This window comes from Mycobacterium parascrofulaceum ATCC BAA-614 (genome assembly GCF_000164135.1).
GTDB classification, from domain to species: Bacteria; Actinomycetota; Actinomycetes; order Mycobacteriales; family Mycobacteriaceae; genus Mycobacterium; species Mycobacterium parascrofulaceum.
On sequence record NZ_GG770555.1, the window covers coordinates 110,619 to 133,280 of the forward strand.

Consider the following 22,662-nt stretch of genomic DNA (forward strand, 5'->3'; position numbering starts at 1 on the left):
GACACGCTGTCGGCGGCGGGGCCGCGCGCCATCGCCGGCCGCCGCGACTTCGAGGACGTCGCGTTGGCGGTCGCCGCGCGCGCGGTGACCGCGGCGGCCCTGGCCCGCAACGAGAGTCGCGGCTGCCACCACCGCGCCGAATACCCGGACCCGGCACCCGAACAGGCCGCCAGCAGCGTGCTGCGGCTGGGCGCCGACCCGAACTCGGTGCTGGTGGAGGCGCTGGCGGCGGTGGGCTGATGATGCTGCCCGACGAGCGAAGCGCCGCTCAGGACACCATCCGGCGCGCGCTGGAAGAAGACCTGCGCTACGGGCCCGACGTGACCACCCTGGCGACGGTGCCCGCCGGCGCGCTGGCCACGGCGTCGATGGTGCCCCGACAGCCGGGCGTGATCGCCGGCGTCGAGGTCGCGCTGCTGGTCCTCGACGCCGTCCTCGCCGGGGGCTACGAGGTGCTGCACGGTGTCGAGGACGGCGCGCGGCTGCAGCCCGGCGAGCCGGTGCTGACCGTGCGCGCGGACACCCGCGGCCTGCTGACCGCGGAGCGCACCATGCTGAACCTGGTCTGTCACTTGTCGGGGATCGCCACCACCACCGCGGCCTGGGTCCAGGCCGTGCACGGCACCAAGGCGAAGGTCCGCGACACCCGCAAAACCCTGCCCGGTCTGCGCGCGCTGCAGAAGTACGCGGTGCGGGTCGGCGGCGGCGTCAACCACCGGCTGGGGCTCGGGGATGCGGCGCTGATCAAGGACAACCACGTGGTGGCCGCGGGGTCGGTCGTCGACGCGCTGCGCGCGGTGCGCGAGGCGGCGCCGGACCTGCCGTGCGAGGTGGAGGTGGACTCCCTCGAACAGCTGGACGAGGTGCTGGCCGAAAAGCCGGAACTGGTGCTGCTGGACAACTTCCCGGTGTGGCAGACGCAGATGGCCGTGCAACGCCGTGACGCGCGCGCCCCGGCCGTCCTGCTCGAGTCGTCCGGCGGGCTCAGCCTGGACAACGCCGCCACCTACGCCGCAACCGGGGTGGACTACCTGGCCGTCGGCGCCCTGACGCACTCGGTGCGCGCGCTCGACGTCGGCCTGGACATGTAGCGTCATCCGGCCCCGCGCTCAGCGTGCGTCCAGGGCCTCGGGTGTGCGTCTAGGGCGGGAACATCGCGGAAATGCCGCCGCCAGCGCACGCGCAACGCCGCCAGCGCACACGCGCCGTGACGGCCTCAGGCGATGTCGCCTACGAAGACGCCGATCCGGCGCAGCTGCACCCGGGCCATCCGGGGCAGGCGCTCGGCGTCGGGCCCCTCGGTGCCGGCCGGCAGGATCCGCGGGTTGGTGATGTGCACCACCCGGTTGCGGCTGAACTGGACGTCGGCTTCGCCGGCCGCCAGGACGTTCTTGACCCAGTTGGTCTTGCCGTGGCCCAGCGCGATCGCCAGCACGTTCCCCTTGCGGTAGGGGGTGATGACTGTCTCGTACGGCTTACCCGAGGTGCGGCCGCGGTGCTTGATGGTCGCGGTCCCGGGCAGGAAGCGGGCGATCGGCTTGACCGCGGGGTTGAAATACTTGATCTGGAAGCGCTCGAACCAGGGCGGGAACACCATTGGGACGCCCGGCGCGTTGTTGGGGTGATCCTTCGCGGACATGACGGCTCCCTGAGTTGGACGGGCCTTTCACCGGCACTGTACCGGTCGGATATCCACTTGAGTTGCTCTGGGACAATGGAGGCGATGAGTACCCCTTCGGCACCCGTGATGGCCCGCATCGACCTGCGGGGCGTCGAGCTGACGGCTGCCCGGCTGCGGACCGCCCTGCCGCGCGGGGGCGCCGACGTGGAGAGCGTGCTGCCCAAGGTGCGGCCGATCGTGCAGGCCGTCGCCGAGCGCGGCGCCGAGGCGGCGCTGGAGTTCGGGGAGTCGTTCGACGGGGTGCGGCCCGCCGCCGTCCGGGTGCCCGAGGCGGCGCTCGACAAGGCGTTGGCGGACCTGGACCCCGACATCGTCGAGGCCCTGCGGGTGATGATCGAACGCGCCCGCGCCGTGCACGCCGACCAGCGCCGCACCGACGTCACCACCACGCTCGGGCCGGGCGCGACGGTCACCGAGCGGTGGGTTCCCGTCGAGCGGGTGGGCCTGTACGTGCCCGGCGGCAATGCGGTGTACCCGTCCAGCGTGGTGATGAACGTGGTGCCCGCGCAGACCGCGGGCGTCGGCTCGCTGGTGGTGGCCAGCCCACCCCAGGCCCGCTTTGACGGCCTGCCCCATCCGACGATCCTGGCCGCCGCCCGGCTGCTCGGGGTCGACGAGGTGTGGGCCGTCGGAGGGGCGCAGGCGGTGGCGCTGCTGGCCTACGGCGGCACCGACACCGATGGTCAAGACCTGGTGTCCGTCGACATGATCACCGGGCCCGGCAACATTTACGTCACCGCCGCCAAGCGGCTGTGCCGCTCCCGGGTGGGCATCGACGCCGAGGCCGGGCCGACCGAGATCGCCATCCTGGCCGACCACTCCGCCGACCCGGCGCACGTGGCCGCCGACCTGATCAGCCAGGCCGAACACGACGAGATGGCGGGCAGCGTCCTGGTCACGCCCAGCGCGGAGCTGGCCGCCGCCACCGACACCGAGGTGGCCGCCCAGCTGCGCACGACGGTGCACCGCGACCGGGTGGCCGCCGCGCTCGGTGGTCGCCAGTCGGCGATCATCCTGGTCGACGACCTGGACGCCGGCGTCAAGGTGGTCAACGCCTACGCCGCCGAACATCTGGAGATCCAGACCGTCGACGCGCCGGAGGTCGCAGGGCGGATCCGTTCGGCCGGCGCCATTTTCGTCGGCCCGTACGCGCCGGTGAGCCTCGGCGACTACTGCGCCGGGTCCAATCACGTGTTGCCGACCGCGGGCTCCGCCCGCCACTCCAGCGGCCTGTCGGTGCAGACCTTCCTGCGCGGCATCCACGTCGTCGACTACACCGAGGCCGCCCTCAAGGACGTCTCGGGGCACGTGGTCACGCTGGCGAAGGCGGAGGACCTGCCTGCGCACGGCGAGGCGATCCGGCGGAGGTTCGAGCGATGACCGAAGCCCGCGAGCCCACTCTCGACGACCTGCCGCTGCGCGACGACCTGCGCGGTAAATCGCCTTACGGCGCACCGCAATTGGCGGTGCCTGTGCGGCTGAACACCAACGAGAACCCGCACCCGCCCAGCCGGGCGCTGGTGGACGACGTGGTGCGGTCGGTGGCCGAGGCGGCCGCCGACCTGCACCGCTATCCCGATCGCGACGCGGTCGACCTGAGACGCGACCTCGCCGCCTATCTCACCGCGCAGACCGGCGTGCCGCTCGGGGTGGAAAACGTCTGGGCGGCAAACGGATCCAACGAGATCCTGCAACAGCTGTTGCAGGCGTTCGGCGGGCCCGGCCGCACCGCCATCGGGTTCGTCCCGTCCTACTCCATGCACCCGATCATCTCCGACGCCACGCGCACCGAGTGGCTGGAGGGGGTCCGCGCCGACGACTTCAGCCTGGATGTCGACGCCGCCGTCGCCGCCATCGCCGAGCGCCGGCCCGACGTGGTCTTCATCGCCAGCCCCAACAACCCGTCCGGGCAGAGCGTTTCGCTGCCGGATCTGCGCCGGCTGCTCGACGCGGTGCCGGGCATCCTGATCGTCGACGAGGCCTACGGCGAGTTCTCCTCGCAGCCCAGCGCCGTGGGGCTGGTCCGGGAGTATCCGGCCAAGCTCATCGTCACCCGCACCATGAGCAAGGCGTTCGCCTTCGCCGGCGGGCGGCTGGGGTACCTGATCGCTACGCCCGCGGTGATCGACGCGATGCTGCTGGTGCGGCTGCCGTACCACCTGTCGTCGGTCACCCAGGCCGCCGCCCGGGCCGCGCTGCGCCACGCCGACGACACCCTGAGCAGCGTCGCTGCGCTGATCGCCGAACGCGAGCGCGTCACGAAAGCCTTGAGCGGCATGGGTTTCCGGGTGATCCCCAGCGACGCGAACTTCGTGCTGTTCGGAGAGTTCGCCAATGCCCCGGCCACCTGGCAGCGCTACCTGGACGCCGGCGTGCTGATCCGCGACGTCGGGATCCCCGGCTACCTGCGCGCCACGACGGGGCTGGCCGGGGAGAATGACGCGTTCCTGCGTGCCAGCGCCCAGATCGCCGCCACCGAACTGGCCCCAGCCACCCCAGTAGGAGCCCCGTGACCACACTTGCCACCCGGCGCGCGCGTATCGAGCGCCGCACCAAGGAATCCGACATCGTCGTCGAGCTCGACCTCGACGGCACCGGGCGGGTCCAGGTCGACACCGGTGTGCCGTTCTACGACCACATGCTGACGGCGCTGGGCACCCACGCCAGCTTCGACCTGACCGTCCGCACCCAGGGCGACGTCGAGATCGAGGGCCACCACACCATCGAGGACACCGCGATCGCGCTGGGGCAGGCGCTCGACCAGGCGCTGGGCGACAAGCGCGGCATCCGCCGGTTCGGCGACGCCTTCATCCCGATGGACGAGACGCTGGCCCACGCCGCCGTCGACGTGTCCGGCCGGCCCTACTGCGTGCACACCGGCGAGCCGGATCACCTGCAACACACCACCATCGCCGGTAGCTCGGTGCCCTACCACACGGTCATCAACCGGCACGTGTTCGAGTCGCTGGCCGCCAACGCCCGCATCGCGCTGCACGTGCGTGTCCTGTACGGGCGCGACCCGCACCACATCACCGAGGCGCAATACAAGGCGGTGGCCCGCGCGTTGCGCCAGGCCGTCGAGCCCGACCCCCGGGTGTCGGACGTGCCGTCCACCAAAGGTGTTCTGTGACACAACCATCCGTCGTTGTCCTGGATTACGGCTCCGGCAATCTGCGGTCGGCGCAGCGCGCGTTGCAGCGGGCGGGCGCGTCGGTCGAGGTGACCGCCGACCGCGACGCCGCGGCCGCCGCCGACGGGCTGGTGGTGCCCGGCGTCGGCGCCTTCGAGGCCTGCATGACCGGCCTGCGCCGGGTGCACGGGGACCGCATCATCGCCGACCGGGTCGCCGCCGGCCGGCCGGTGCTGGGGGTCTGCGTCGGCATGCAGATCCTGTTCGACAGCGGTATCGAATTCGGCGTGCAGACAACGGGTTGCGGCCAGTGGCCGGGGGAGGTCACCCGGCTGGACGCCCCGGTGATCCCGCACATGGGCTGGAACGTGGTCGACGCCGGGGCCGGCAGCACCCTGTTCAAGGGGCTGGACGCCGACACCCGGTTCTATTTCGTGCACTCCTACGCCGCGCAGCGCTGGGAGGGCTCGCCCGACGCCGTGCTCACCTGGGCGACCCACCGGGTGCCCTTTCTGGCCGCCGTCGAGCAGGGGCCGCTGTCGGCCACCCAGTTTCACCCGGAAAAGAGTGGCGACGCCGGCGCGGCGGTACTGCGCAACTGGGTGGAGGCGCTGTGATGCCCTCCGCGAAACTGTATTCCGCTACGCGAATGCCGAGAGGACGCGTCGCCAGTCGCAGTCTCGGCGCGAAGGAGAGAGCGTGTTGATCTTGTTGCCCGCGGTCGACGTGGTGGACGGCCGCGCCGTGCGGCTGGTCCAAGGCAAGGCGGGCAGCGAAACCGAGTACGGCTCGGCGCTGGACGCGGCGCTGGGCTGGCAGCGCGACGGCGCGGAATGGATCCACCTGGTCGACCTGGACGCGGCGTTCGGGCGGGGCTCGAACCGCGAACTGCTCGCGGAAGTGGTGGGCAAGTTGGACGTGCGGGTCGAGCTGTCCGGCGGGATCCGTGACGACGATTCGCTGGCCGCGGCGCTGGCCACCGGCTGCGCCCGGGTCAACCTGGGCACGGCGGCGCTGGAGAACCCGCAATGGTGTGCCCGCGCGATCGGCGAGCACGGCGACAAGGTCGCCGTCGGCCTGGACGTCCAGATCGTCGACGGCGCGCACCGGTTGCGCGGACGTGGCTGGGAAACCGACGGTGGCGACCTCTGGGAGGTGCTGGAACGCCTTGACGGCGAGGGCTGTTCGCGCTTCGTGGTCACCGACGTCACCAAGGACGGCACGCTCGGCGGGCCCAACCTCGACCTGCTGGCCGCCGTCGCCGACCGCACCGACGCCCCGGTGATCGCGTCCGGCGGCGTGTCGAGCCTGGACGACCTGCGCGCGATCGCCACCCTCACCGACCGCGGGGTCGAGGGCGCCATCGTGGGCAAAGCCCTCTACGCCGGGCGGTTCACGCTGCCGCAGGCGCTGGCCGCGGTCGCGGGGTAGGGCGGCAATGGACCTGGACGCGTTGGTGGAGAAGGCGTCGGCGATCCTCGACGACGCCACCGAGCCGTTCCTCGCCGGCCATCGCGCCGATTCGGCCGTCCAGAAGAAGGGCAATGACTTCGCCACCGACGTGGACCTCGCGATCGAGCGGCAGGTGGTCGCCGCGCTGTCCGAGGCCACCGGAATCGGTGTGCACGGCGAGGAATTCGGCGGCACCGACGTCGACTCGGAATGGGTGTGGGTGCTCGACCCCGTCGACGGCACGTTCAACTACGCGGCCGGCTCGCCGATGGCGGGGATACTGCTGGGCCTGCTGCACCGCGGCGACCCGGTCGCCGGCCTGACCTGGCTGCCCTTCGTCGACCAGCGCTACACCGCGGTGACGGGCGGTCCGTTGGTGAAAAACGGTGTCGCGCAACCGCCGCTGGCCGACGTCGACCTGGCGGACGCCCTCATCGGGGCCGGCTCGTTCAGCGCGGACGCGCGGGGCCGGTTCCCGGGACGCTACCGGATCGCGGTGCTGGAGAACCTGAGCCGGGTCTCCTCCCGGCTGCGCATGCACGGTTCCACCGGGCTCGACCTCGCCTACGTCGCCGACGGAGTGCTGGGGGGCTCGATCAGTTTCGGTGGCCATGTATGGGACCACGCCGCCGGCGTCGCGCTGGTGCGGGCCGCGGGCGGGGTCGTCACCGACGTCCGCGGCGATCCGTGGACCCCCGCGTCGGATTCCGCGCTGGCCGCGGGCCCCCGCGCGCACGCCGAGATCCTCGAGGTCCTGCGCGCCACGGGCCGGCCGGAGGACTACTGACATGACGTCCGGTAACGGCCTTGCGGTGCGGGTCATTCCGTGCCTGGACGTCGACGCCGGGCGCGTCGTCAAGGGGGTCAACTTCGAGAACCTGCGCGACGCGGGCGATCCCGTCGAGCTGGCCGCCGCGTACGACGCCGAGGGCGCCGACGAACTCACCTTCCTCGACGTCACCGCCTCGTCGTCGGGGCGGGCCACCATGCTGGACGTGGTGCGCCGCACGGCCGAACAGGTCTTCATCCCGCTGACCGTCGGCGGTGGGGTCCGCACGGTGGCCGACGTCGACGTGCTGCTGCGCGCGGGCGCCGACAAGGTGTCGATCAACACGGCCGCGATCGCCCGGCCCGACCTGTTGGAGGAGATGGCAAGGCAATTCGGGTCGCAGTGCATCGTGCTGTCGGTCGACGCCCGCACGGTTCCCCCGGGGTCGGTGCCCACCCCGTCCGGGTGGGAGGTCACCACCCACGGCGGGCGCCGCGGGACGGGGATCGACGCCGTCGAATGGGCCGCGCGCGGCGCCGATCTGGGCGTGGGGGAGATCCTGCTGAACTCGATGGATGCGGACGGCACCAAGGCCGGATTCGACCTGGCGATGCTGCAGGCGGTGCGTTCGGCGGTCACGGTGCCGGTGATCGCCAGCGGCGGTGCGGGCGCGGCCGAACACTTCGCACCCGCGGTCGCCGCTGGCGCCGATGCGGTGTTGGCGGCCAGCGTCTTTCACTTCCGCGAGCTGACCATCGGCCAGGTGAAGGCCGCGATGGCGGCCGAAGGGATCACCGTGCGATGACGCTCGACCCGCAGATCGCCGCGCGGCTCAAGCGCAACGCCGACGGCCTGTTTACCGCCGTCGTGCAGGAGCGCGGCACCGGCGACGTGCTGATGGTCGCCTGGATGGACGACGACGCCCTGGCGCGCACCCTGGAAACCCGTGAGGCGACGTACTATTCGCGCTCGCGCGACGAGCAGTGGGTCAAGGGCGCGACGTCCGGGCACACCCAACGCGTGCACTCGGTGCGGCTGGACTGCGACGGCGACGCCGTGCTGCTGACGGTCGACCAGGTGGGCGGCGCCTGCCACACCGGGGACCACAGCTGCTTCGACGCCGACGTGCTGCTGCACCCGGAAGGCTAGGGCCTCGGCGCACAACCTAATGCGCGGTGCGACGCCGGTGCTCGGCCGCGGCCAGGAATTCCGCCCAGGACACCACCTCGGAGTGCTGCCGGAGCAGGGCCCGGCGCTGGCGTTCGGTCATCCCGCCCCAGACGCCCCACTCGACCCGGTTGTCCAGCGCCTCGGCGCCGCACTCCAGGATTACCGGGCAGTGCCGGCAGATCGCGGTGGCCTTCCTCTGCGCGGCGCCGCGCGCGAACAACCCGTCCGGGTCGCCGGTGCGACAGAGCGCTTTCGAAACCCAGGCGGCGCGATCCTCGGCCTCCGCGCTGCGCAGCCGGTTGCGTGCCGAATTGTCGGTGCCGATTCGTGCGGCGATCCGGGTCGCTAACATCGCTTCCCCCTTCGCTCCGGCCGTGCTGATGCGCAGCGCTCGGATATGCTCTTGACTTCCCTCCGGCCGAGCCCGTGCAACCCTGAGGCGAATGTTGCGACCGTACGAAACGGGGTCGCCCGAAACGTAGGGGCTTTTGTCGCAACCGCCCGGGGACTTTCGGCTCAAGGACCGCGTGCGTTGCCCGGGCCGGCAAACCGGGACCACGGTCGGGCGCGCAGGAGTCGCCGGAACGGGTGCCCTTCGAAGAGAATGGCGGTCGATGTTGAGACGAGTGTCGTGGACCGCGGCCGTACCGCTGCTTGCCGTCGGGATGTTGGCGGCCGTCTGGGGCGAGAAGCTGGGACCGGCGCTGGTCGCCCTGGCGGCGGCGTTCCTGATCGGCGCCGTGCTGGCCGCGGTGCACCACGCGGAGGTGGTCGCGGCCCGGGTCGGCGAGCCGTTCGGCTCGCTGGTGCTCGCGGCGGCGGTGACGGTGATCGAGGTCGCGCTCATCGTCGAGCTGATGGCCTCCGGGGGCAACGAGGCCGCGACCCTGGCCCGGGACACGGTCTTCGCGGCGGTGATGATCACCACCAACGGCATCGCGGGTCTGTCGCTGCTGCTGGGATCCCGGCGCTACGGCGTCACGCTGTTCAACGCCGAGGGCAGCGGCGCCGCGCTGGCCACGCTCACCACCCTGGGGACGCTGAGCCTGGTGCTGCCCGCGTTCACCACCAGCGGCTCGGGCAAGGAGTTCTCGCCCGGACAGCTCACCTTCGCGGCGGTCGCCTCGCTGCTGCTGTACCTGGTGTTCGTCTTCACGCAGACGGTGCGGCACCGCGACTTCTTCCTGCCGGTCGCCCAGAAGGGCCAGAAGCGGCTGTTCGAGGACGAAAGCCACGCCGAGCCGCCCAGCCGCAGCGCGGCGCTGGGCAGCCTGGGGCTGCTGCTCGTCGCGCTGGTCGCGGTGGTGGGCCTGGCCGAGGAGGAGTCACCGGCTCTCGAGAGCGCGGTGACCGCGGTGGGGTTCCCGCAGTCCTTCGTCGGCGTGGTGATCGCCTCGCTGGTGTTGTTGCCCGAAACCCTGTCGGCGGTGCGCGCGGCGCGGCAGGGCCGCATCCAGACCAGCCTGAACCTGGCCTACGGCTCGGCGATGGCCAGCATCGGGCTGACCATCCCGACGATCGCGCTGGCGTCGATCTGGCTCAAGGGACCGCTGGTGCTCGGCCTGGGCGCCATCCAGTTGGTGCTGCTCGCGCTGACCGTCGTGATCAGCATGCTGACGGTCATCCCCGGCCGGGCGACCCGCCTGCAGGGCGAGGTGCACCTGGTGCTGCTCGCCGCCTACGTCTTCCTGTCGATCAGCCCCTGACGCTCACCGGGCGCGCAGCGTCTCCAACGCCTTGTCGGCGTGGGTGTCCATGCTGAACTCGCTGGAGATGACGTTGAGCACCGTGCGGTCGGTGTCGATGACGAAGGTGGTGCGCTTGACCGGCATCAGCTTGCCCAGCAGGCCGCGCTTGACGCCGAACTGGGCGGCGACGGTGCCCTCGGTGTCCGACAGCAGCGGGTAGTCGAACTTCTGCATGTCGGCGAACTTGGCCTGCTTGGCCACCGGATCGGCGCTGATGCCGACCCGCTGGGCGCCGGCGGCGGCGAATTCGGCCGCCAGGTCCCGGAAATGGCAGGCCTCCTTGGTGCAGCCCGGCGTCATCGCGGCGGGGTAGAAGAACAGCACCACGGGGCCGCCGGAGAGCAGGTCGCTGAGCTGGCGCGGCGTCCCCGTCTGATCGGGAAGTGCGAAGTCCACGACGGTGTCACCGGGTTTCATGACGCGAGCGTAACGCCGCCGCGAATTCCGGGCCGCAAAAGCGCAGCCCCGTCACGCTCGCGAACCGCCGGCGCCCATCTGGGAGGATGGGTCGGTGCACGCCCACCTCGCCGCGACGACCTCACGGGAGGATTTCCGCCTGCTCGCGGCCGAGCACCGCGTGGTCCCGGTGACCCGCAAGGTGCTGGCCGACAGCGAGACGCCGCTGTCGGCCTACCGCAAGCTCGCCGCGAACCGCCCGGGCACCTTCCTGCTGGAATCCGCCGAGCACGGCCGGTCCTGGTCGCGGTGGTCGTTCATCGGCGCCGGCGCGCCGTCGGCGCTGACGGTCCGCGACGGCGAAGCGGTCTGGCTCGGGGCGGTGCCGCAGGACGCGCCCACCGGCGGCGACCCGTTGCACGCGCTGCGCGCCACGTGCGAGCTGCTGGCCACCGGGACGCTGCCCGGGCTGCCGCCGCTGTCCGGGGGCATGGTCGGGTTGTTCGCCTACGACATGGTGCGGCGGCTGGAACGCCTGCCCGAGCTGGCCGTCGACGACCTGGGGCTGCCGGACATGCTGCTGCTGCTGGCGACCGACGTCGCCGCGGTCGACCACCACGAGGGCACCATCACGCTGATCGCCAACGCGGTGAACTGGAACGGCACCGACGAGCGGGTCGACGAGGCCTACGACGACGCGGTCGCCCGCCTGGACGTGATGACCGCGGCGCTCGGCCAGCCGCTGCCCTCCACGGTCGCCACGTTCGACAGGCCCGAGCCGCAATACCGCTCGCAGCGCACCGTCGAGGAGTACGGCAAGATCGTCGACTACCTCGTCGACCAGATCGCCGCGGGCGAAGCCTTCCAGGTGGTGCCCTCGCAGCGGTTCGAGATGGACACCGACGTCGATCCGATCGACGTGTACCGGATGCTGCGGGTCACCAACCCCAGCCCGTACATGTACCTGCTGCACGTGCCCAACGACGCTGGCGGAACGGACTTTTCGGTCGTCGGGTCCAGCCCCGAGGCGCTGGTTACCGTTCACGACGGCTGGGCCACCACGCATCCGATCGCCGGCACTCGGTGGCGCGGCGCGACCGACGAAGAGGATCAGCTGCTGGAAAAGGAGCTGCTGGCCGACGAGAAGGAGCGGGCCGAGCACCTGATGCTGGTCGACCTGGGCCGCAACGACCTCGGCCGGGTCTGCGCGCCGGGCACCGTCCGCGTCGAGGACTACAGCCATATCGAGCGCTACAGCCACGTCATGCACCTGGTGTCGACGGTGACCGGGATGCTCGCCGAGGGCCGGACCGCGCTGGACGCGGTGACGGCCTGCTTCCCGGCCGGCACGCTGTCGGGCGCGCCGAAGGTGCGGGCGATGGAGCTGATCGAGGAGGTGGAGAAGACCCGGCGCGGCCTCTACGGCGGCGTGGTCGGCTACCTCGACTTCGCCGGCAACGCCGACTTCGCGATCGCCATCCGGACCGCGCTGATGCGCGGCGGCACCGCCTATGTGCAGGCCGGCGGTGGGGTGGTGGCCGACTCCAACGGCCCGTACGAATACACCGAGGCCTCCAACAAGGCGCGCGCCGTGCTCAACGCGATCGCCGCCGCCGAGACGCTGACCGCCCCGGAGACTGGGCGCCATGGCTGACGCCCGGCCGAACCGCCGGGCCCGGGTGGCCGTCGGGGTGGCCCAGGTGTTGCTGGTGGGATCCGCGGCGGCGCTGTGGGCGGCGTCCCGGCTGCCGTGGGTGGTGATCCGGTCGTTCGACGGGCTGGGTCCGCCACGCGAGGTGACGCTGTCCGGCGCGTCGTGGTCGACGGCGCTGCTGCCCCTGGCGGTGCTCATGCTGGCGACGGCGGTGGCGGCGATCGCGGTCCGCGGCTGGCCGCTGCGGGTGCTGGCCGGCCTGCTGGCGGTGGCCAGCCTGGCCGTCGGATATCTGGGTATCAGCCTGTGGGCGCTGCCGGACGTCGCCGTGCGAGGGGCCGACCTGGCGCACGTCACGGTGATGTCGCTGGTGGGCAGCGAGCGGCGGTACACCGGCGCGGGCGTCGCGGTGGGCGCGGCGGCCTGCACCCTGGTCGCGGCCGTGCTGTTGTTGCGGTCCGCCGGCGACTCGAAATCGGCCCGGTTGAGCGCGGAAAAGTATGCGGCACCGGCGACGCGCCGCTCGAATGCGCTACGCGACGACGCCGATGGCGCGATGCTGGAGCAGCCGGGGACGCCGGAAATGACGGAACGGATGCTCTGGGACGCGCTTGACGAGGGCAGTGACCCGACGCGGGACCCGACCGATCGGCCCCGCGGGTCGGACACCGAGGGTCGGTGACGGAGCGCAAGCCGAGGGCCGCTACCCTTCATTCACGTCGTCGCAATCGGCTCTGGTTTGTCAGGTGGTCGTCGGGGTGACGATGTGTGACAGCACGAAGGGAAGCAACAGGCATGAGTCCGGCTACCGTGCTTGACTCCATCCTCGAGGGAGTCCGGGCCGACGTTGCCGCGCGCGAAGCCCTTGTCAGCCTGTCGGAAATCAAAGCCGCGGCGGCCGCCGCTCCGCCACCGCGCGACGTGATGGCTGCGCTGCGGCAGCCCGGCATCGGCGTCATCGCCGAAGTCAAGCGCGCCAGTCCGTCTGCGGGATCGCTGGCCACCATTGCCGATCCGGCGAAGCTGGCCCGCGCGTACGAGGACGGCGGGGCGCGGGTCATCAGCGTCCTGACCGAGGAGCGACGTTTCCACGGCTCGCTCGACGACCTTGACGCGGTCCGCGCCGCGGTGTCGATCCCGGTCTTGCGCAAAGACTTTGTCGTGCAGCCATATCAGATCCACGAGGCCCGCGCGCACGGCGCCGACATGCTGCTGCTGATCGTTGCCGCGCTGGACCAGTCGGCTCTGGTGTCGATGCTGGACCGCACCGAATCCCTGGGCATGACAGCCCTTGTCGAGGTGCACACCGAGGAAGAGGCCGACCGGGCGCTGACGGCCGGCGCCAACGTGATCGGTGTCAACGCGCGCGATCTCGCGACGCTGGAGGTCGACCGGGACTGCTTCGCTCGCATCGCCCCCGGCTTGCCCAGCAACGTGATCCGGATCGCCGAGTCGGGTGTGCGCGGCACCGGGGACCTGTTGGCGTACGCGGGTGCCGGCGCGGACGCCGTCTTGGTCGGTGAGGGTCTGGTCAAGAGCGGAGACCCCCGCGCGGCGGTCGCCGACCTGGTCACCGCGGGTACCCACCCGTCCTGTCCGAAACCGTCTCGCTAGTCGTTCAGTCAGTTGAAGAGTCCCGGCGCTGAAACGTTGAACCTGATGAGCCGTCCCCGCGTAGAGCCTTGGTGATGGTCAATCTGTCCCGCCCGGACCTTCCGCGTCCGAGCGCAGCCGTCGCCGAACCCACCCATCACGAACCTGATGCCGGTGGCCATTTCGGTGTGTACGGCGGCCGATACGTCGCGGAGGCGTTGATGGCGGTGATCGAAGAGGTCACCGCCGCTTACGAGAAGGAACGCATCAATCCCGATTTCCTGGACACGCTGGACGACCTGCAGGTCAACTACGCCGGCCGGCCCTCGCCGCTGTACGAGGCCCCCCGGCTGTCCGAGCATGCCGGCTCGGCGCGTATCTTCCTCAAACGAGAAGACCTGAACCACACCGGTTCTCACAAGATCAACAACGTCCTGGGCCAGGCGTTGCTCGCGAAGAGAATGGGCAAGGGCCGGGTCATCGCCGAGACCGGCGCCGGTCAGCACGGCGTTGCCACGGCCACCGCATGCGCCTTGCTCGGGCTGGAATGCGTCATCTACATGGGCGCCGTGGACACCGCGCGCCAGGCGCTCAACGTGGCGCGGATGCGCCTGCTGGGCGCCGAGGTCGTCTCGGTCGAGAGCGGCTCGAAAACCCTGAAAGACGCCATCAACGAGGCGTTCCGTGACTGGGTGACCAACGCCGACAACACCTACTACTGCTTCGGCACCGCGGCGGGGCCGCATCCCTTCCCGGCGATGGTGCGCGACTTCCAGCGCATCATCGGGCTGGAGGCACGCGTGCAGATCCAGGCCCAGGCGGGCCGGTTGCCCGACGCGGTCGTGGCCTGCGTCGGCGGCGGATCCAACGCCATCGGGATCTTCCACCCGTTCATCGACGACCCGGGCGTGCGGCTGGTCGGCTTCGAGGCGGCGGGCGACGGCGTCGAAACCGGAAGGCACGCCGCGACCTTCGCCGGCGGTTCGCCCGGCGCCTTCCAGGGCTCGTTCTCGTACCTGCTGCAGGACGAGGACGGCCAGACCATCGAATCCCATTCGATCTCAGCGGGTCTGGACTATCCCGGGGTGGGTCCCGAGCACGCCTACCTCAAGGAGATCGGGCGCGCCGAGTACCGGCCGATCACCGACTCGCAGGCGATGGACGCGTTCGCGCTGCTGTGCCGCACCGAGGGAATCATCCCGGCCATCGAATCGGCCCACGCGATCGCCGGCGCGGTCGAGCTTGGCCTCGAGTTGGGGGAGGGCTCGATCATCGTGGTCAACCTGTCGGGCCGGGGCGACAAGGACGTCGAGACGGCCGCGAAGTGGTTCGGTCTGATGGGGCCCGGCGAGCGATGACGGTGGAACAGCGGCACGCCAGCAGGCTCGGGCCGGTCTTCGACATGTGCCGCACCGAGAACCGGGCGGCGCTGATCGGGTACCTGCCCACGGGTTATCCCGATGTGGCCGGCTCGGTGGACGGGATGCTCGCCCTCGTCGAATCGGGTTGCGACATAATCGAAGTCGGGGTGCCCTATTCGGATCCCGGTATGGACGGGCCGACCATCGCCCGGGCCACCGAGGCCGCGCTGCAGGGCGGCGTGCGGGTCCGCGACACGCTGGCCGCGGTCGAGGCGATCAGCGCGGCCGGCGGACGCGCGGTGGTGATGACCTATTGGAATCCGGTGCTGCGGTACGGGGTCGATGCGTTCGCGCGGGATCTCGCATCGGCCGGAGGGCACGGCTTGATCACTCCAGACCTGATCCCCGACGAAGCCGGGCAGTGGCTGGCGGCAGCGGAGGAGCATCGGTTGGATCGCATTTTTCTGGTGGCGCCGTCGTCGACGCCACAACGGCTGGCGATGACGGTCGAGGCGTCGCGCGGATTCGTCTACGCCGCTTCCACGATGGGGGTGACCGGGGCGCGTGAGGCGGTGTCGCAGGCCGCGCCCGAACTGGTGCAACGGATCAAGGCGGTCTCCGACATTCCCGTCGGCGTCGGCCTGGGGGTGCGCTCGCGGGAGCAGGCGGCGCAGATCGGCAGCTACGCCGACGGGGTCATCGTGGGTTCGGCGCTGGTGTCGGCCCTCGGTGAGGGCGGGTTGCCCGCGTTGCGGGCGCTGACCGCGGAACTGGCCGACGGTGTCCGGCAGCAGGCGGCCGACCGATGAGGACGCTGCCGACGTACTTTCCCAGTCCGCCCCAGGGCGTCTGGCACCTTGGGCCGCTACCCATTCGCGCCTACGCGCTGTTCATCATCACCGGCATCGTGGTGGCGCTGCTGATCGGCGACCGCCGGTGGGCGGCCCGCGGGGGGCAGCGCGGCGTCATCTACGACATCGCGCTGTGGGTGGTGCCGTTCGGGTTGGTGGGCGGCCGGCTGTACCACCTGGCCACCGACTGGCGGACCTATTGGGGCCCGGGCGGCGCCGGGTTGGGTGCGGCCGTGCGCATTTGGGACGGCGGCCTGGGCATCTGGGGCGCGGTGGCGCTCGGCTGCGTCGGCGCGTGGATCGCTTGCCGCCGTCATGGCATCCCGCTGCCCGCCTTCGCCGACGCGGTGGCCCCGGGGATCGTGCTGGCGCAGGCCATCGGTCGGCTCGGCAATTATTTCAACCAGGAGCTCTACGGCCGCGAGACCACACTGCCGTGGGGCCTGGAGATCTTCTACCGCCGCGACCCCTCGGGATACATCGACCCCCATTCGTTGGACGGCGTCTCGACGGGGCAGGTCGCGCTCGTCGTGCAGCCGACGTTCCTGTACGAATTGATCTGGAACGTGCTGGTTTTCGCCATCCTGATCTATGCGGACCGCAGGTTCGGGTTGGGCCACGGCCGTCTGTTCGCCCTCTACGTGGCCGCCTATTGCGTGGGGCGGTTCGGCGTTGAGCTGCTGCGCGACGACTACGCCACCCACATCGCCGGCATCCGGATCAATTCGTTCACATCGACTTTCGTGTTCATCGGCGCCGTGGTGTACCTCATGGTGGCACCGAAGGGGCGGGAGGCGCCCGAGAGCCTGCACGGCACCGACCACGCCGCCGAGGAATCGGCGGAAGCCGAGCCCGCGGCGGTCGCGGTCGGCGACGGCGACGACGACCGCGAGCCGGCCGGGTCGGTGGCAACCGACGAGGCGCCGGTCGACGAGCCGGAGACCGCGGAATCGCGGGCCGAACAACTCGAAACGGAAGAGGCCGAAACGGAAGAGGCCGAGGTCGAGGAGCCAGAGGCCGAGGAGGCCGAAGCCGAAGCGGAAGAGGCCGAAGCCGAGGAGCCCGAAGCCGAGGCCGAAAGGGAACAGGCCGAGGCCGAAGCCGAGGAGGCCGAAGCGGAAGAGCCGGAAGAGGCCGAGGAGCCCGAAGCCGAGGCCGAAGCCGAAGCCGAAGAGCCCGAAGCGGAAGAGCCGGAAGAGGCAGAAAAGCCCGAGGAACCCGAAGCCGAAAAGCCCGAGGAACCCGAAGCCGAAAAGCCCGAAGAGCCCGGAGCCGAAACCGAGCAGCCGGAGATCGCTTCGGCCGCCGAGCCGGAGCCCCAAACCCGTCGTCGGTGGAGCCTGCGGAGGAACCGGCCGTCCAATCCCTAGCGGGCGCGCGGTCTGGCATGCTGAACACGTGACGCAACCCAATGCCGCCGGACCGGCGATGGAGACGGGTCACGGCCGGCGCTGGTACACCGCGGCCGGTACTGCGGCGGTGCTGGGCGGGGCACTCGCCTACGTGGGTCTGGTCGACCCGCACAACACCAATTCCGTGTACCCGCAGTGCCCCTTCAAATGGCTCACCGGCTGGAACTGCCCCTTCTGCGGCGGCCTGCGCATGACGCACGATCTGCTGCACGGCCACCTCGCCGCCGCCGTCAACGACAATGTTTTCCTGCTGGTGGGCATCCCGATGCTGGCCGGATGGCTGCTGATCAACCGCGGGCGCGGTGAGGCGGCCCTGTCGACGCCGGCCTGGCTGACGATGGTGCTCGCCGTCATCGCGTGGACGGTGCTGCGTAACCTGCCCGGTTTCCCGCTGTCTCCGGCGATTCAGGGTGGCTAGCCGCGCACAGCGCGACACCCCGTTCGGTCGGACCGCGGCGGACCCACGCGACTATGCTGGGTCGGCGTGAGTAGACGCGGAAAGATCGTCTGCACCCTTGGCCCTGCGACAAATTCGGACGAGCTGATCCTGGCGCTGGTCGAGGCCGGAATGGACGTCGCCCGGCTGAACTTCAGCCACGGCGACTACTCCGACCACAAGGCCGCCTACGAGCGGGTGCGGGCCGCGTCCGACACCACCGGCCGCGCGGTCGGCGTACTGGCCGACCTGCAGGGCCCGAAGATCCGCCTGGGGCGTTTCGCCACCGGGTCCACCTACTGGGCCGACGGCGAAACCGTGTGCATCACCGTCGCCGACTGCGAAGGCACCCACGACCGGGTGTCGACCACTTACAAGAAGCTGGCCACTGACGCGACGGTCGGTGACCGGGTGCTGGTCGACGACGGCAAGGTCGGCTTGGTCGTCGAACGCATCGACGGCGACGACGTCATCTGCACCGTCGTCGAGGGCGGCCCGGTCAGCAACAACAAGGGCATCTCGCTGCCCGGCATGAACGTGTCCGCACCGGCCTTGTCGGAGAAGGACATCGAGGACCTCACCTTCGCGCTGGACCTCGGTGTCGACCTCGTCGCGCTGTCGTTCGTGCGCTCGCCCTCCGACGTCGAGTTGGTGCACGAGGTGATGGACCGGATCGGCCGGCGCGTGCCGGTGATCGCCAAGCTGGAAAAGCCCGAAGCCGTCGACAATCTGGAAGCGATCGTGCTGGCGTTCGACGCGATCATGGTGGCCCGCGGCGACCTCGGCGTGGAGTTGCCGCTCGAGGAGGTGCCGCTGGTGCAGAAGCGGGCCATCCAGATGGCCAGGGAGAACGCCAAACCCGTGATCGTGGCCACCCAGATGCTCGACTCCATGATCGAGAACTCGCGGCCCACGCGCGCCGAGGCGTCCGACGTCGCCAACGCGGTGCTCGACGGCGCCGACGCGGTGATGCTGTCCGGCGAAACCTCGGTGGGCAAGTACCCGCTGGCGGCCGTGCGGACCATGTCGCGGATCATCTGCGCCGTCGAGGACAACTCCACCGCCGCTCCGCCGCTGACGCACGTGCCGCGCACCAAGCGGGGGGTGATCTCGTATGCCGCCCGTGACATCGGCGAGCGCCTGGACGCCAAGGCGCTGGTCGCCTTCACCCAGTCCGGTGACACGGTGAAGCGGCTGGCGCGACTGCACACCCCGCTGCCGCTGCTGGCCTTCACCGCGTGGCCCGAGGTCCGCAGCCAGCTCGCGATGACCTGGGGCACCGAGACGTTCATCGTCCCGATGATGACGTCCACCGACGGCATGATCCGCCAGGTCGACATGTCGCTGCTGGAGCTCGGCCGCTATAAGCGGGGGGACCTGGTGGTGATCGTGGCCGGCGCGCCGCCTGGCACAGTAGGGTCGACCAACCTGATCCACGTCCACCGGATCGGGGAGGACGACGTCTAGCCAGGCGACCAGAGGAGAGATCGCGATCGACACCGATTCTGATTTCGAGGAATTGCTCGCGACGCTCGACCTCAACCGCGTCACGGACGAACTCTTCGTCGGGGCACATCCCAGCAAGAATCCGATGCGGACGTTCGGTGGCCAGCTCATGGCCCAATCGTTCGTCGCGAGCAGCCGCACCCTGGTCCGGGACGACCTGCCGCCCAGCGCGCTGTCCGTGCACTTCATCAACGGCGGCGACACCGCCAAGGACATCGAGTTCCACGTGACCCGGCTGCGCGACGAGCGGCGCTTCGCCAACCGGCGCGTGGACGCCGTGCAGGACGGAACGCTGCTGTCCTCGGCGATGATCTCCTACATGGCCGGCGGCCGCGGCCTCGAGCACGCCGTCGACCCGCCGCGGGTGGGCGAGCCCGAAACCCAGCCGCCGATCGGTGAGTTGCTCCGCGGCTACGAGGAGACCGTGCCGCACTTCGTCAACGCCCTGCAGCCGATCGAATGGCGCTACACCAACGACCCGGCCTGGGTGATGCGCGAAAAGGGCGACCGGCTGCCACACAACCGGGTGTGGATGAAGGCCGGCGGCAAGATGCCCGATGACCCGGTGCTGCACACGGCGACCATGGTGTATTCCTCGGACACCACGGTGCTCGACTCGGTGATCACCACCCACGGCTTGTCGTGGGGGTTCGACCGCATTTTCGCCGCCTCCGCCAACCATTCCGTGTGGTTTCACCGGCAGGTCGACTTCGACGACTGGGTGCTCTATTCGACGTCGTCACCGGTGGCCGCGGACTCGCGCGGGCTAGGTACCGGCCACTTCTTCGACCGCTCCGGACTGCTCCTCGCGACGGTGGTCCAAGAAGGGGTGCTGAAATACTTTCCGCCCTCCGGCCGATAGACAGGGCGGAATACCCGCAGGACACCGCCCCGAATCCGGCCCGGCAGGGCCGGGATCAGGCGTAAGTTTCTACCAGCCGGGTATTCGGTGCAGAGGTGGCAGCCAGCCGCCCAGCTGGAACGTCAGCGCATCGGGAGGTGAGTGTGAGCGGGCCGTTGGTCGACGTCTCAGCGAAGGCTCGCGGCCGGGAACGCGTGGTCGTCTCGGTCGATTCGCGGGCGGCCCGGCTGATCGGCGCGTTGGCCCTGGTCAGCGCGACGTGTTGGCTGGGTGAAATCGTGGCCCGACACCACGACCAGCCGGAGTGGCACTACACCGACCGATTGGCCTGGTCGCTGACGGTCCTGGTGGCGGTGGCGTGGATCGCGCGCGGCATCTTCCTGGGCCGTCCGGTCACCGCCCTGCACGCCGCCGCGGCCGCATCGTTCGTGCTGGCGGGCCTGGGCCTGCACCTGTTGTCCTTCGATCTACTCGGGGACCTGGTCATCGCGAGTTCCGGCATGGTGCTGATGTGGCCGACGACCTCGCATCCCCGTCCCGGGGACCTGCCCCGGGTCTGGGCGTTGATCCAGGCCACCCGCGACGACCCGCTGGCGCCGTTCGCGATGCAGACCGGCAAGAGTTATCACTTCACCGCCGACGGCAGCGCGGCGCTGGCCTACCGGACGCGCCTGGGCATCGCCGTGGTCAGCGGTGACCCGCTCGGCGACGAGGCGCGCTTCCCCGAGCTGGTCGCCGACTTCGCCGCCATGTGCCACACGCACGGTTGGCGCATCGCGGTGGTGGGTTGCGGCGAGCGTCGGCTCGACTTGTGGAGCGACGCCACGGTGATCGGGCAGTCGTTGCGCGCGGTGCCGATCGGGCGGGACGTGGTGGTCGACGTGACCGGTTTCGACATGGTGGGACGCAAGTTCCGCAACCTGCGCCAGGCGGTGAAGCGCTCGCACAACTGCGGCGTCACCACCGAGATCGTTGCCGAGCAGGAACTGACGAACGAGCAGCTGGCCGAGCTGACCGAGGTGGTGCGGGCGTCGAGCAAGGGCGCCCGCAGCGACCGCGGGTTCCACATGAACCTCGACGGTGTGCTGGAGGGCCGGTTCCCCGGCATCCAGCTGATCGTCGCCAGGGACACCTCCGGCAAGGTGCAGGGGTTCCACCGGTACGCGACGGCCGGCGGCGGCAGCGACATCACCCTCGACGTGCCGTGGCGCCGGCGCGGGGCCCCCAACGGCATCGACGAACGGCTCAGCGTCGACATGATCATGGCCGGAAAAGGGAATGGGGCGCAACGCCTTTCGCTCGCGTTCGCGGCGTTCCCGGAGATCTTCGACGAGAAGAATCGCAACCGCGCCCAGCGCGTCTTCTACCGGCTGATCCATGTCCTCGACCCGTTGATCGCGCTCGAGTCGCTGTACCGGTACGTGCGCAAGTTCCACGCGCTGGACGCCCGGCGCTACGCGCTGATCTCGATGACCCAGCTCGTCCAATTGCTGATCGTGCTGCTGTCGCTGGAGTTCATGCCGCGCCGGCGACACCTCTGAGCGCGTCCATGCGAAGCTCCCCACAGCCGAGGTCGTCGGGCAGGTGATGGGTGGCCACCACCACGGTCCGTTCGGCCGGCATCAGCACGGAATTCGGCCCCAACAGGTCGCGGAGAATGGGGTCGGCGTCGGCCGCGTCCAGGTGTTCGGTCGGCTCGTCGAGCAGCACGATCCGGGCGGGGGAGAGCGCCGCCCGCGCCAGCAGCAGCCGCCTGCGCTGGCCCCCCGACAGCGCCTGCGCGCCGCCGGTCAACACCGTCGACAGACCCTGGGGCAGGGCGGCGAGCCAGGCGCCGAGCCCGACAGCATCCAGAGCTCGCGTCAGCTCGGGGTCCTCGCAGTCTCCGCGCGCGACCAGGAGGTTGTCCCGCACGGTGGTGGCGAAGACGTGCGCGTCCTCGGCGAAAAAGCTGATGGCGCGGCGCAAGTCGGCTTCGTCGAAGTCGGTGAGGTCGATGCCGTCGAGCGTCACGCGCCCCTGCAGCGGGGGGAGCAGCCCGGCGAGCGTCATCAACAGCGTCGTCTTGCCCGACCCGCTGGCGCCGGTGACGGCGAGCCGGGCGCCGGGCGGGAGTTCCAGCCTGATGCGGTGTGCCCGGGCCGTCTCGGCGTGGCCGGGCCGGACGTCGGCGGCCAACAGGCCGACGCCCGGGGGTTTCGGCGCGGGCGCCGTCGACGGCCCGGGCCGATGCGGGCGGCCGGTCTGCGTCAGGTCCACCAGCCGGCGCGCGGCGATGTGGGACCGCGTCAGCGCAACCGCGGCGCCGGGCAACGGGGTCATCGCCTCGAACGCGGACAGCGGCAACAACATCAGGACCGCCAGCGTCGTGGGCGCGACGGAGGGCGCCAGCCCGATGCCGGCCACCACCGCGCCGAGTACGCTCGCGCCGATCGCGGCGGTGGGCACGGCTTCGGCGACGGCGGCCGGCCTGGCGGCGTCGTCGAGGGCGGCGCCCCACGCGCGCTGGCGGCGTTGCGATTCGGCGATGACACGGGGTAGCAGGCCGGCGACGCGCAGCTCGGGCGCGTGTTCCAGCGCGAGCATCGCCGACGTGTCGCGCTCCGAATGATGTTGGCGCGCAACGTCTTCCCGCCTGGCC

At 70.8% G+C, this 22,662-nt stretch carries 24 protein-coding genes and 1 pseudogene; 21 read left to right on the top strand and 4 right to left on the bottom strand.

What is annotated here, in order from left to right; all coding sequences use genetic code 11:
* Together HMPREF0591_RS16135 and nadC are read left to right on the top strand one after the other, a co-directional pair.
* Positions 1 to 240, top strand: a pseudogene (locus HMPREF0591_RS16135) (L-aspartate oxidase); the annotation flags it as partial.
* Positions 240 to 1,091, top strand: a complete 852-nt coding sequence (gene nadC / locus HMPREF0591_RS16140; protein ID WP_007169675.1) for a carboxylating nicotinate-nucleotide diphosphorylase — start codon at positions 240 to 242, stop codon at positions 1,089 to 1,091. The pseudogene HMPREF0591_RS16135 and the gene nadC, both read left to right, overlap by 1 nt.
* A 125-nt stretch (positions 1,092 to 1,216) precedes the next feature.
* On the opposite strand, the gene HMPREF0591_RS16145 is transcribed toward nadC, so the two are convergent.
* The gene (locus tag HMPREF0591_RS16145) at positions 1,217 to 1,639 is read right to left on the bottom strand and encodes a nitroreductase family deazaflavin-dependent oxidoreductase (protein WP_007169676.1); all 423 of its coding nucleotides are present in this window, start codon (positions 1,637 to 1,639) and stop codon (positions 1,217 to 1,219) included.
* A 105-nt stretch (positions 1,640 to 1,744) separates the two neighbouring features.
* On the opposite strand from HMPREF0591_RS16145, the gene hisD reads away from it, so the two are divergent.
* From hisD to hisI, 8 genes are all read left to right on the top strand, one after another.
* On the top strand, positions 1,745 to 3,061 hold the full coding sequence (hisD, locus tag HMPREF0591_RS16150) for a histidinol dehydrogenase (protein ID WP_167310157.1): 1,317 nt from the start codon (positions 1,745 to 1,747) through the stop codon (positions 3,059 to 3,061).
* A complete protein-coding gene (locus tag HMPREF0591_RS16155) occupies positions 3,058 to 4,194 on the top strand; it encodes a histidinol-phosphate transaminase (RefSeq protein WP_007169678.1) in 1,137 nt (378 codons plus the stop codon). Before hisD ends, HMPREF0591_RS16155 begins: the two co-directional genes overlap by 4 nt.
* On the top strand, positions 4,191 to 4,811 hold the full coding sequence (gene hisB, locus HMPREF0591_RS16160; protein ID WP_007169679.1) for an imidazoleglycerol-phosphate dehydratase HisB: 621 nt from the start codon (positions 4,191 to 4,193) through the stop codon (positions 4,809 to 4,811). The genes HMPREF0591_RS16155 and hisB overlap by 4 nt, the downstream gene beginning before the upstream one ends.
* A complete protein-coding gene (gene hisH / locus HMPREF0591_RS16165; protein WP_007169680.1) occupies positions 4,808 to 5,428 on the top strand; it encodes an imidazole glycerol phosphate synthase subunit HisH in 621 nt (206 codons plus the stop codon). The genes hisB and hisH overlap by 4 nt, the downstream gene beginning before the upstream one ends.
* 82 nt (positions 5,429 to 5,510) lie before the next feature.
* Positions 5,511 to 6,242, top strand: a complete 732-nt coding sequence (gene priA, locus HMPREF0591_RS16170) for a bifunctional 1-(5-phosphoribosyl)-5-((5-phosphoribosylamino)methylideneamino)imidazole-4-carboxamide isomerase/phosphoribosylanthranilate isomerase PriA (RefSeq protein WP_007169681.1) — start codon at positions 5,511 to 5,513, stop codon at positions 6,240 to 6,242.
* Positions 6,243 to 6,249: 7 nt separating this feature from the next.
* A complete protein-coding gene (locus HMPREF0591_RS16175) occupies positions 6,250 to 7,050 on the top strand; it encodes an inositol monophosphatase family protein (protein WP_007169682.1) in 801 nt (266 codons plus the stop codon).
* 1 nt (position 7,051) lies between these two features.
* Complete coding sequence (gene hisF / locus HMPREF0591_RS16180; RefSeq protein WP_007169683.1) at positions 7,052 to 7,837, top strand: imidazole glycerol phosphate synthase subunit HisF; 786 nt, start codon at positions 7,052 to 7,054, stop codon at positions 7,835 to 7,837.
* On the top strand, positions 7,834 to 8,181 hold the full coding sequence (gene hisI / locus HMPREF0591_RS16185) for a phosphoribosyl-AMP cyclohydrolase (RefSeq protein ID WP_007169684.1): 348 nt from the start codon (positions 7,834 to 7,836) through the stop codon (positions 8,179 to 8,181). Before hisF ends, hisI begins: the two co-directional genes overlap by 4 nt.
* Positions 8,182 to 8,197: 16 nt before the next feature.
* Here the strand turns inward: hisI and HMPREF0591_RS16190 are convergent, their stop codons facing one another.
* Complete coding sequence (locus HMPREF0591_RS16190; RefSeq protein ID WP_007169685.1) at positions 8,198 to 8,554, bottom strand: WhiB family transcriptional regulator; 357 nt, start codon at positions 8,552 to 8,554, stop codon at positions 8,198 to 8,200.
* A 262-nt stretch (positions 8,555 to 8,816) separates the two neighbouring features.
* Here HMPREF0591_RS16190 and HMPREF0591_RS16195 point away from each other — a divergent pair, with 262 nt between their 5' ends.
* The gene (locus HMPREF0591_RS16195) at positions 8,817 to 9,908 is read left to right on the top strand and encodes a calcium:cation antiporter (protein ID WP_040622959.1); all 1,092 of its coding nucleotides are present in this window, start codon (positions 8,817 to 8,819) and stop codon (positions 9,906 to 9,908) included.
* Positions 9,909 to 9,911: 3 nt separating this feature from the next.
* On the opposite strand, the gene HMPREF0591_RS16200 is transcribed toward HMPREF0591_RS16195, so the two are convergent.
* Entirely contained in the window at positions 9,912 to 10,367 is a 456-nt protein-coding gene (locus HMPREF0591_RS16200) for a peroxiredoxin (RefSeq protein ID WP_007169687.1), read from the bottom strand.
* A gap of 94 nt (positions 10,368 to 10,461) precedes the next feature.
* Between HMPREF0591_RS16200 and HMPREF0591_RS16205 the strand changes: the two genes are divergently transcribed.
* From HMPREF0591_RS16205 to HMPREF0591_RS16250, 10 genes are all read left to right on the top strand, one after another.
* Positions 10,462 to 12,000 carry an anthranilate synthase component I gene (locus HMPREF0591_RS16205; RefSeq protein ID WP_007169688.1) on the top strand — a complete coding sequence of 513 codons (1,539 nt, stop codon included), beginning with the start codon at positions 10,462 to 10,464 and terminating at the stop codon, positions 11,998 to 12,000.
* Positions 11,993 to 12,682 (top strand): TIGR02234 family membrane protein, encoded by a 690-nt coding sequence (locus HMPREF0591_RS16210; RefSeq protein WP_007169689.1) that lies wholly within the window; start codon positions 11,993 to 11,995, stop codon positions 12,680 to 12,682. The genes HMPREF0591_RS16205 and HMPREF0591_RS16210 overlap by 8 nt, the downstream gene beginning before the upstream one ends.
* Before the next feature lie 113 nt (positions 12,683 to 12,795).
* The gene (gene trpC, locus HMPREF0591_RS16215) at positions 12,796 to 13,614 is read left to right on the top strand and encodes an indole-3-glycerol phosphate synthase TrpC (RefSeq protein ID WP_007169690.1); all 819 of its coding nucleotides are present in this window, start codon (positions 12,796 to 12,798) and stop codon (positions 13,612 to 13,614) included.
* Between the two features lie 74 nt (positions 13,615 to 13,688).
* On the top strand, positions 13,689 to 14,951 hold the full coding sequence (gene trpB / locus HMPREF0591_RS16220) for a tryptophan synthase subunit beta (protein WP_040622962.1): 1,263 nt from the start codon (positions 13,689 to 13,691) through the stop codon (positions 14,949 to 14,951).
* Positions 14,948 to 15,763: a tryptophan synthase subunit alpha gene (gene trpA, locus HMPREF0591_RS16225; protein ID WP_007169692.1), complete on the top strand. Its 816-nt coding sequence runs from the start codon at positions 14,948 to 14,950 to the stop codon at positions 15,761 to 15,763. Before trpB ends, trpA begins: the two co-directional genes overlap by 4 nt.
* Positions 15,760 to 17,175 carry a prolipoprotein diacylglyceryl transferase gene (locus HMPREF0591_RS16230; RefSeq protein ID WP_007169693.1) on the top strand — a complete coding sequence of 472 codons (1,416 nt, stop codon included), beginning with the start codon at positions 15,760 to 15,762 and terminating at the stop codon, positions 17,173 to 17,175. The genes trpA and HMPREF0591_RS16230 overlap by 4 nt, the downstream gene beginning before the upstream one ends.
* A gap of 58 nt (positions 17,176 to 17,233) precedes the next feature.
* Entirely contained in the window at positions 17,234 to 17,635 is a 402-nt protein-coding gene (locus HMPREF0591_RS16235) for a DUF2752 domain-containing protein (protein WP_040622964.1), read from the top strand.
* A gap of 66 nt (positions 17,636 to 17,701) precedes the next feature.
* Positions 17,702 to 19,120, top strand: coding sequence for a pyruvate kinase (gene pyk, locus HMPREF0591_RS16240; RefSeq protein WP_007169695.1), 1,419 nt, complete (start codon positions 17,702 to 17,704; stop codon positions 19,118 to 19,120).
* 19 nt (positions 19,121 to 19,139) lie between these two features.
* On the top strand, positions 19,140 to 20,021 hold the full coding sequence (locus tag HMPREF0591_RS16245; RefSeq protein WP_040622965.1) for an acyl-CoA thioesterase II: 882 nt from the start codon (positions 19,140 to 19,142) through the stop codon (positions 20,019 to 20,021).
* 143 nt (positions 20,022 to 20,164) lie between these two features.
* Complete coding sequence (locus HMPREF0591_RS16250) at positions 20,165 to 21,562, top strand: bifunctional lysylphosphatidylglycerol flippase/synthetase MprF (protein WP_007169697.1); 1,398 nt, start codon at positions 20,165 to 20,167, stop codon at positions 21,560 to 21,562.
* Here HMPREF0591_RS16250 and cydC read toward each other — a convergent pair.
* On the bottom strand, positions 21,537 to 22,662 hold a 1,126-nt coding region (gene cydC, locus HMPREF0591_RS16255), incomplete at its 5' end, for a thiol reductant ABC exporter subunit CydC (protein ID WP_007169698.1). The two genes, HMPREF0591_RS16250 and cydC, sit on opposite strands and share 26 nt — an antisense overlap.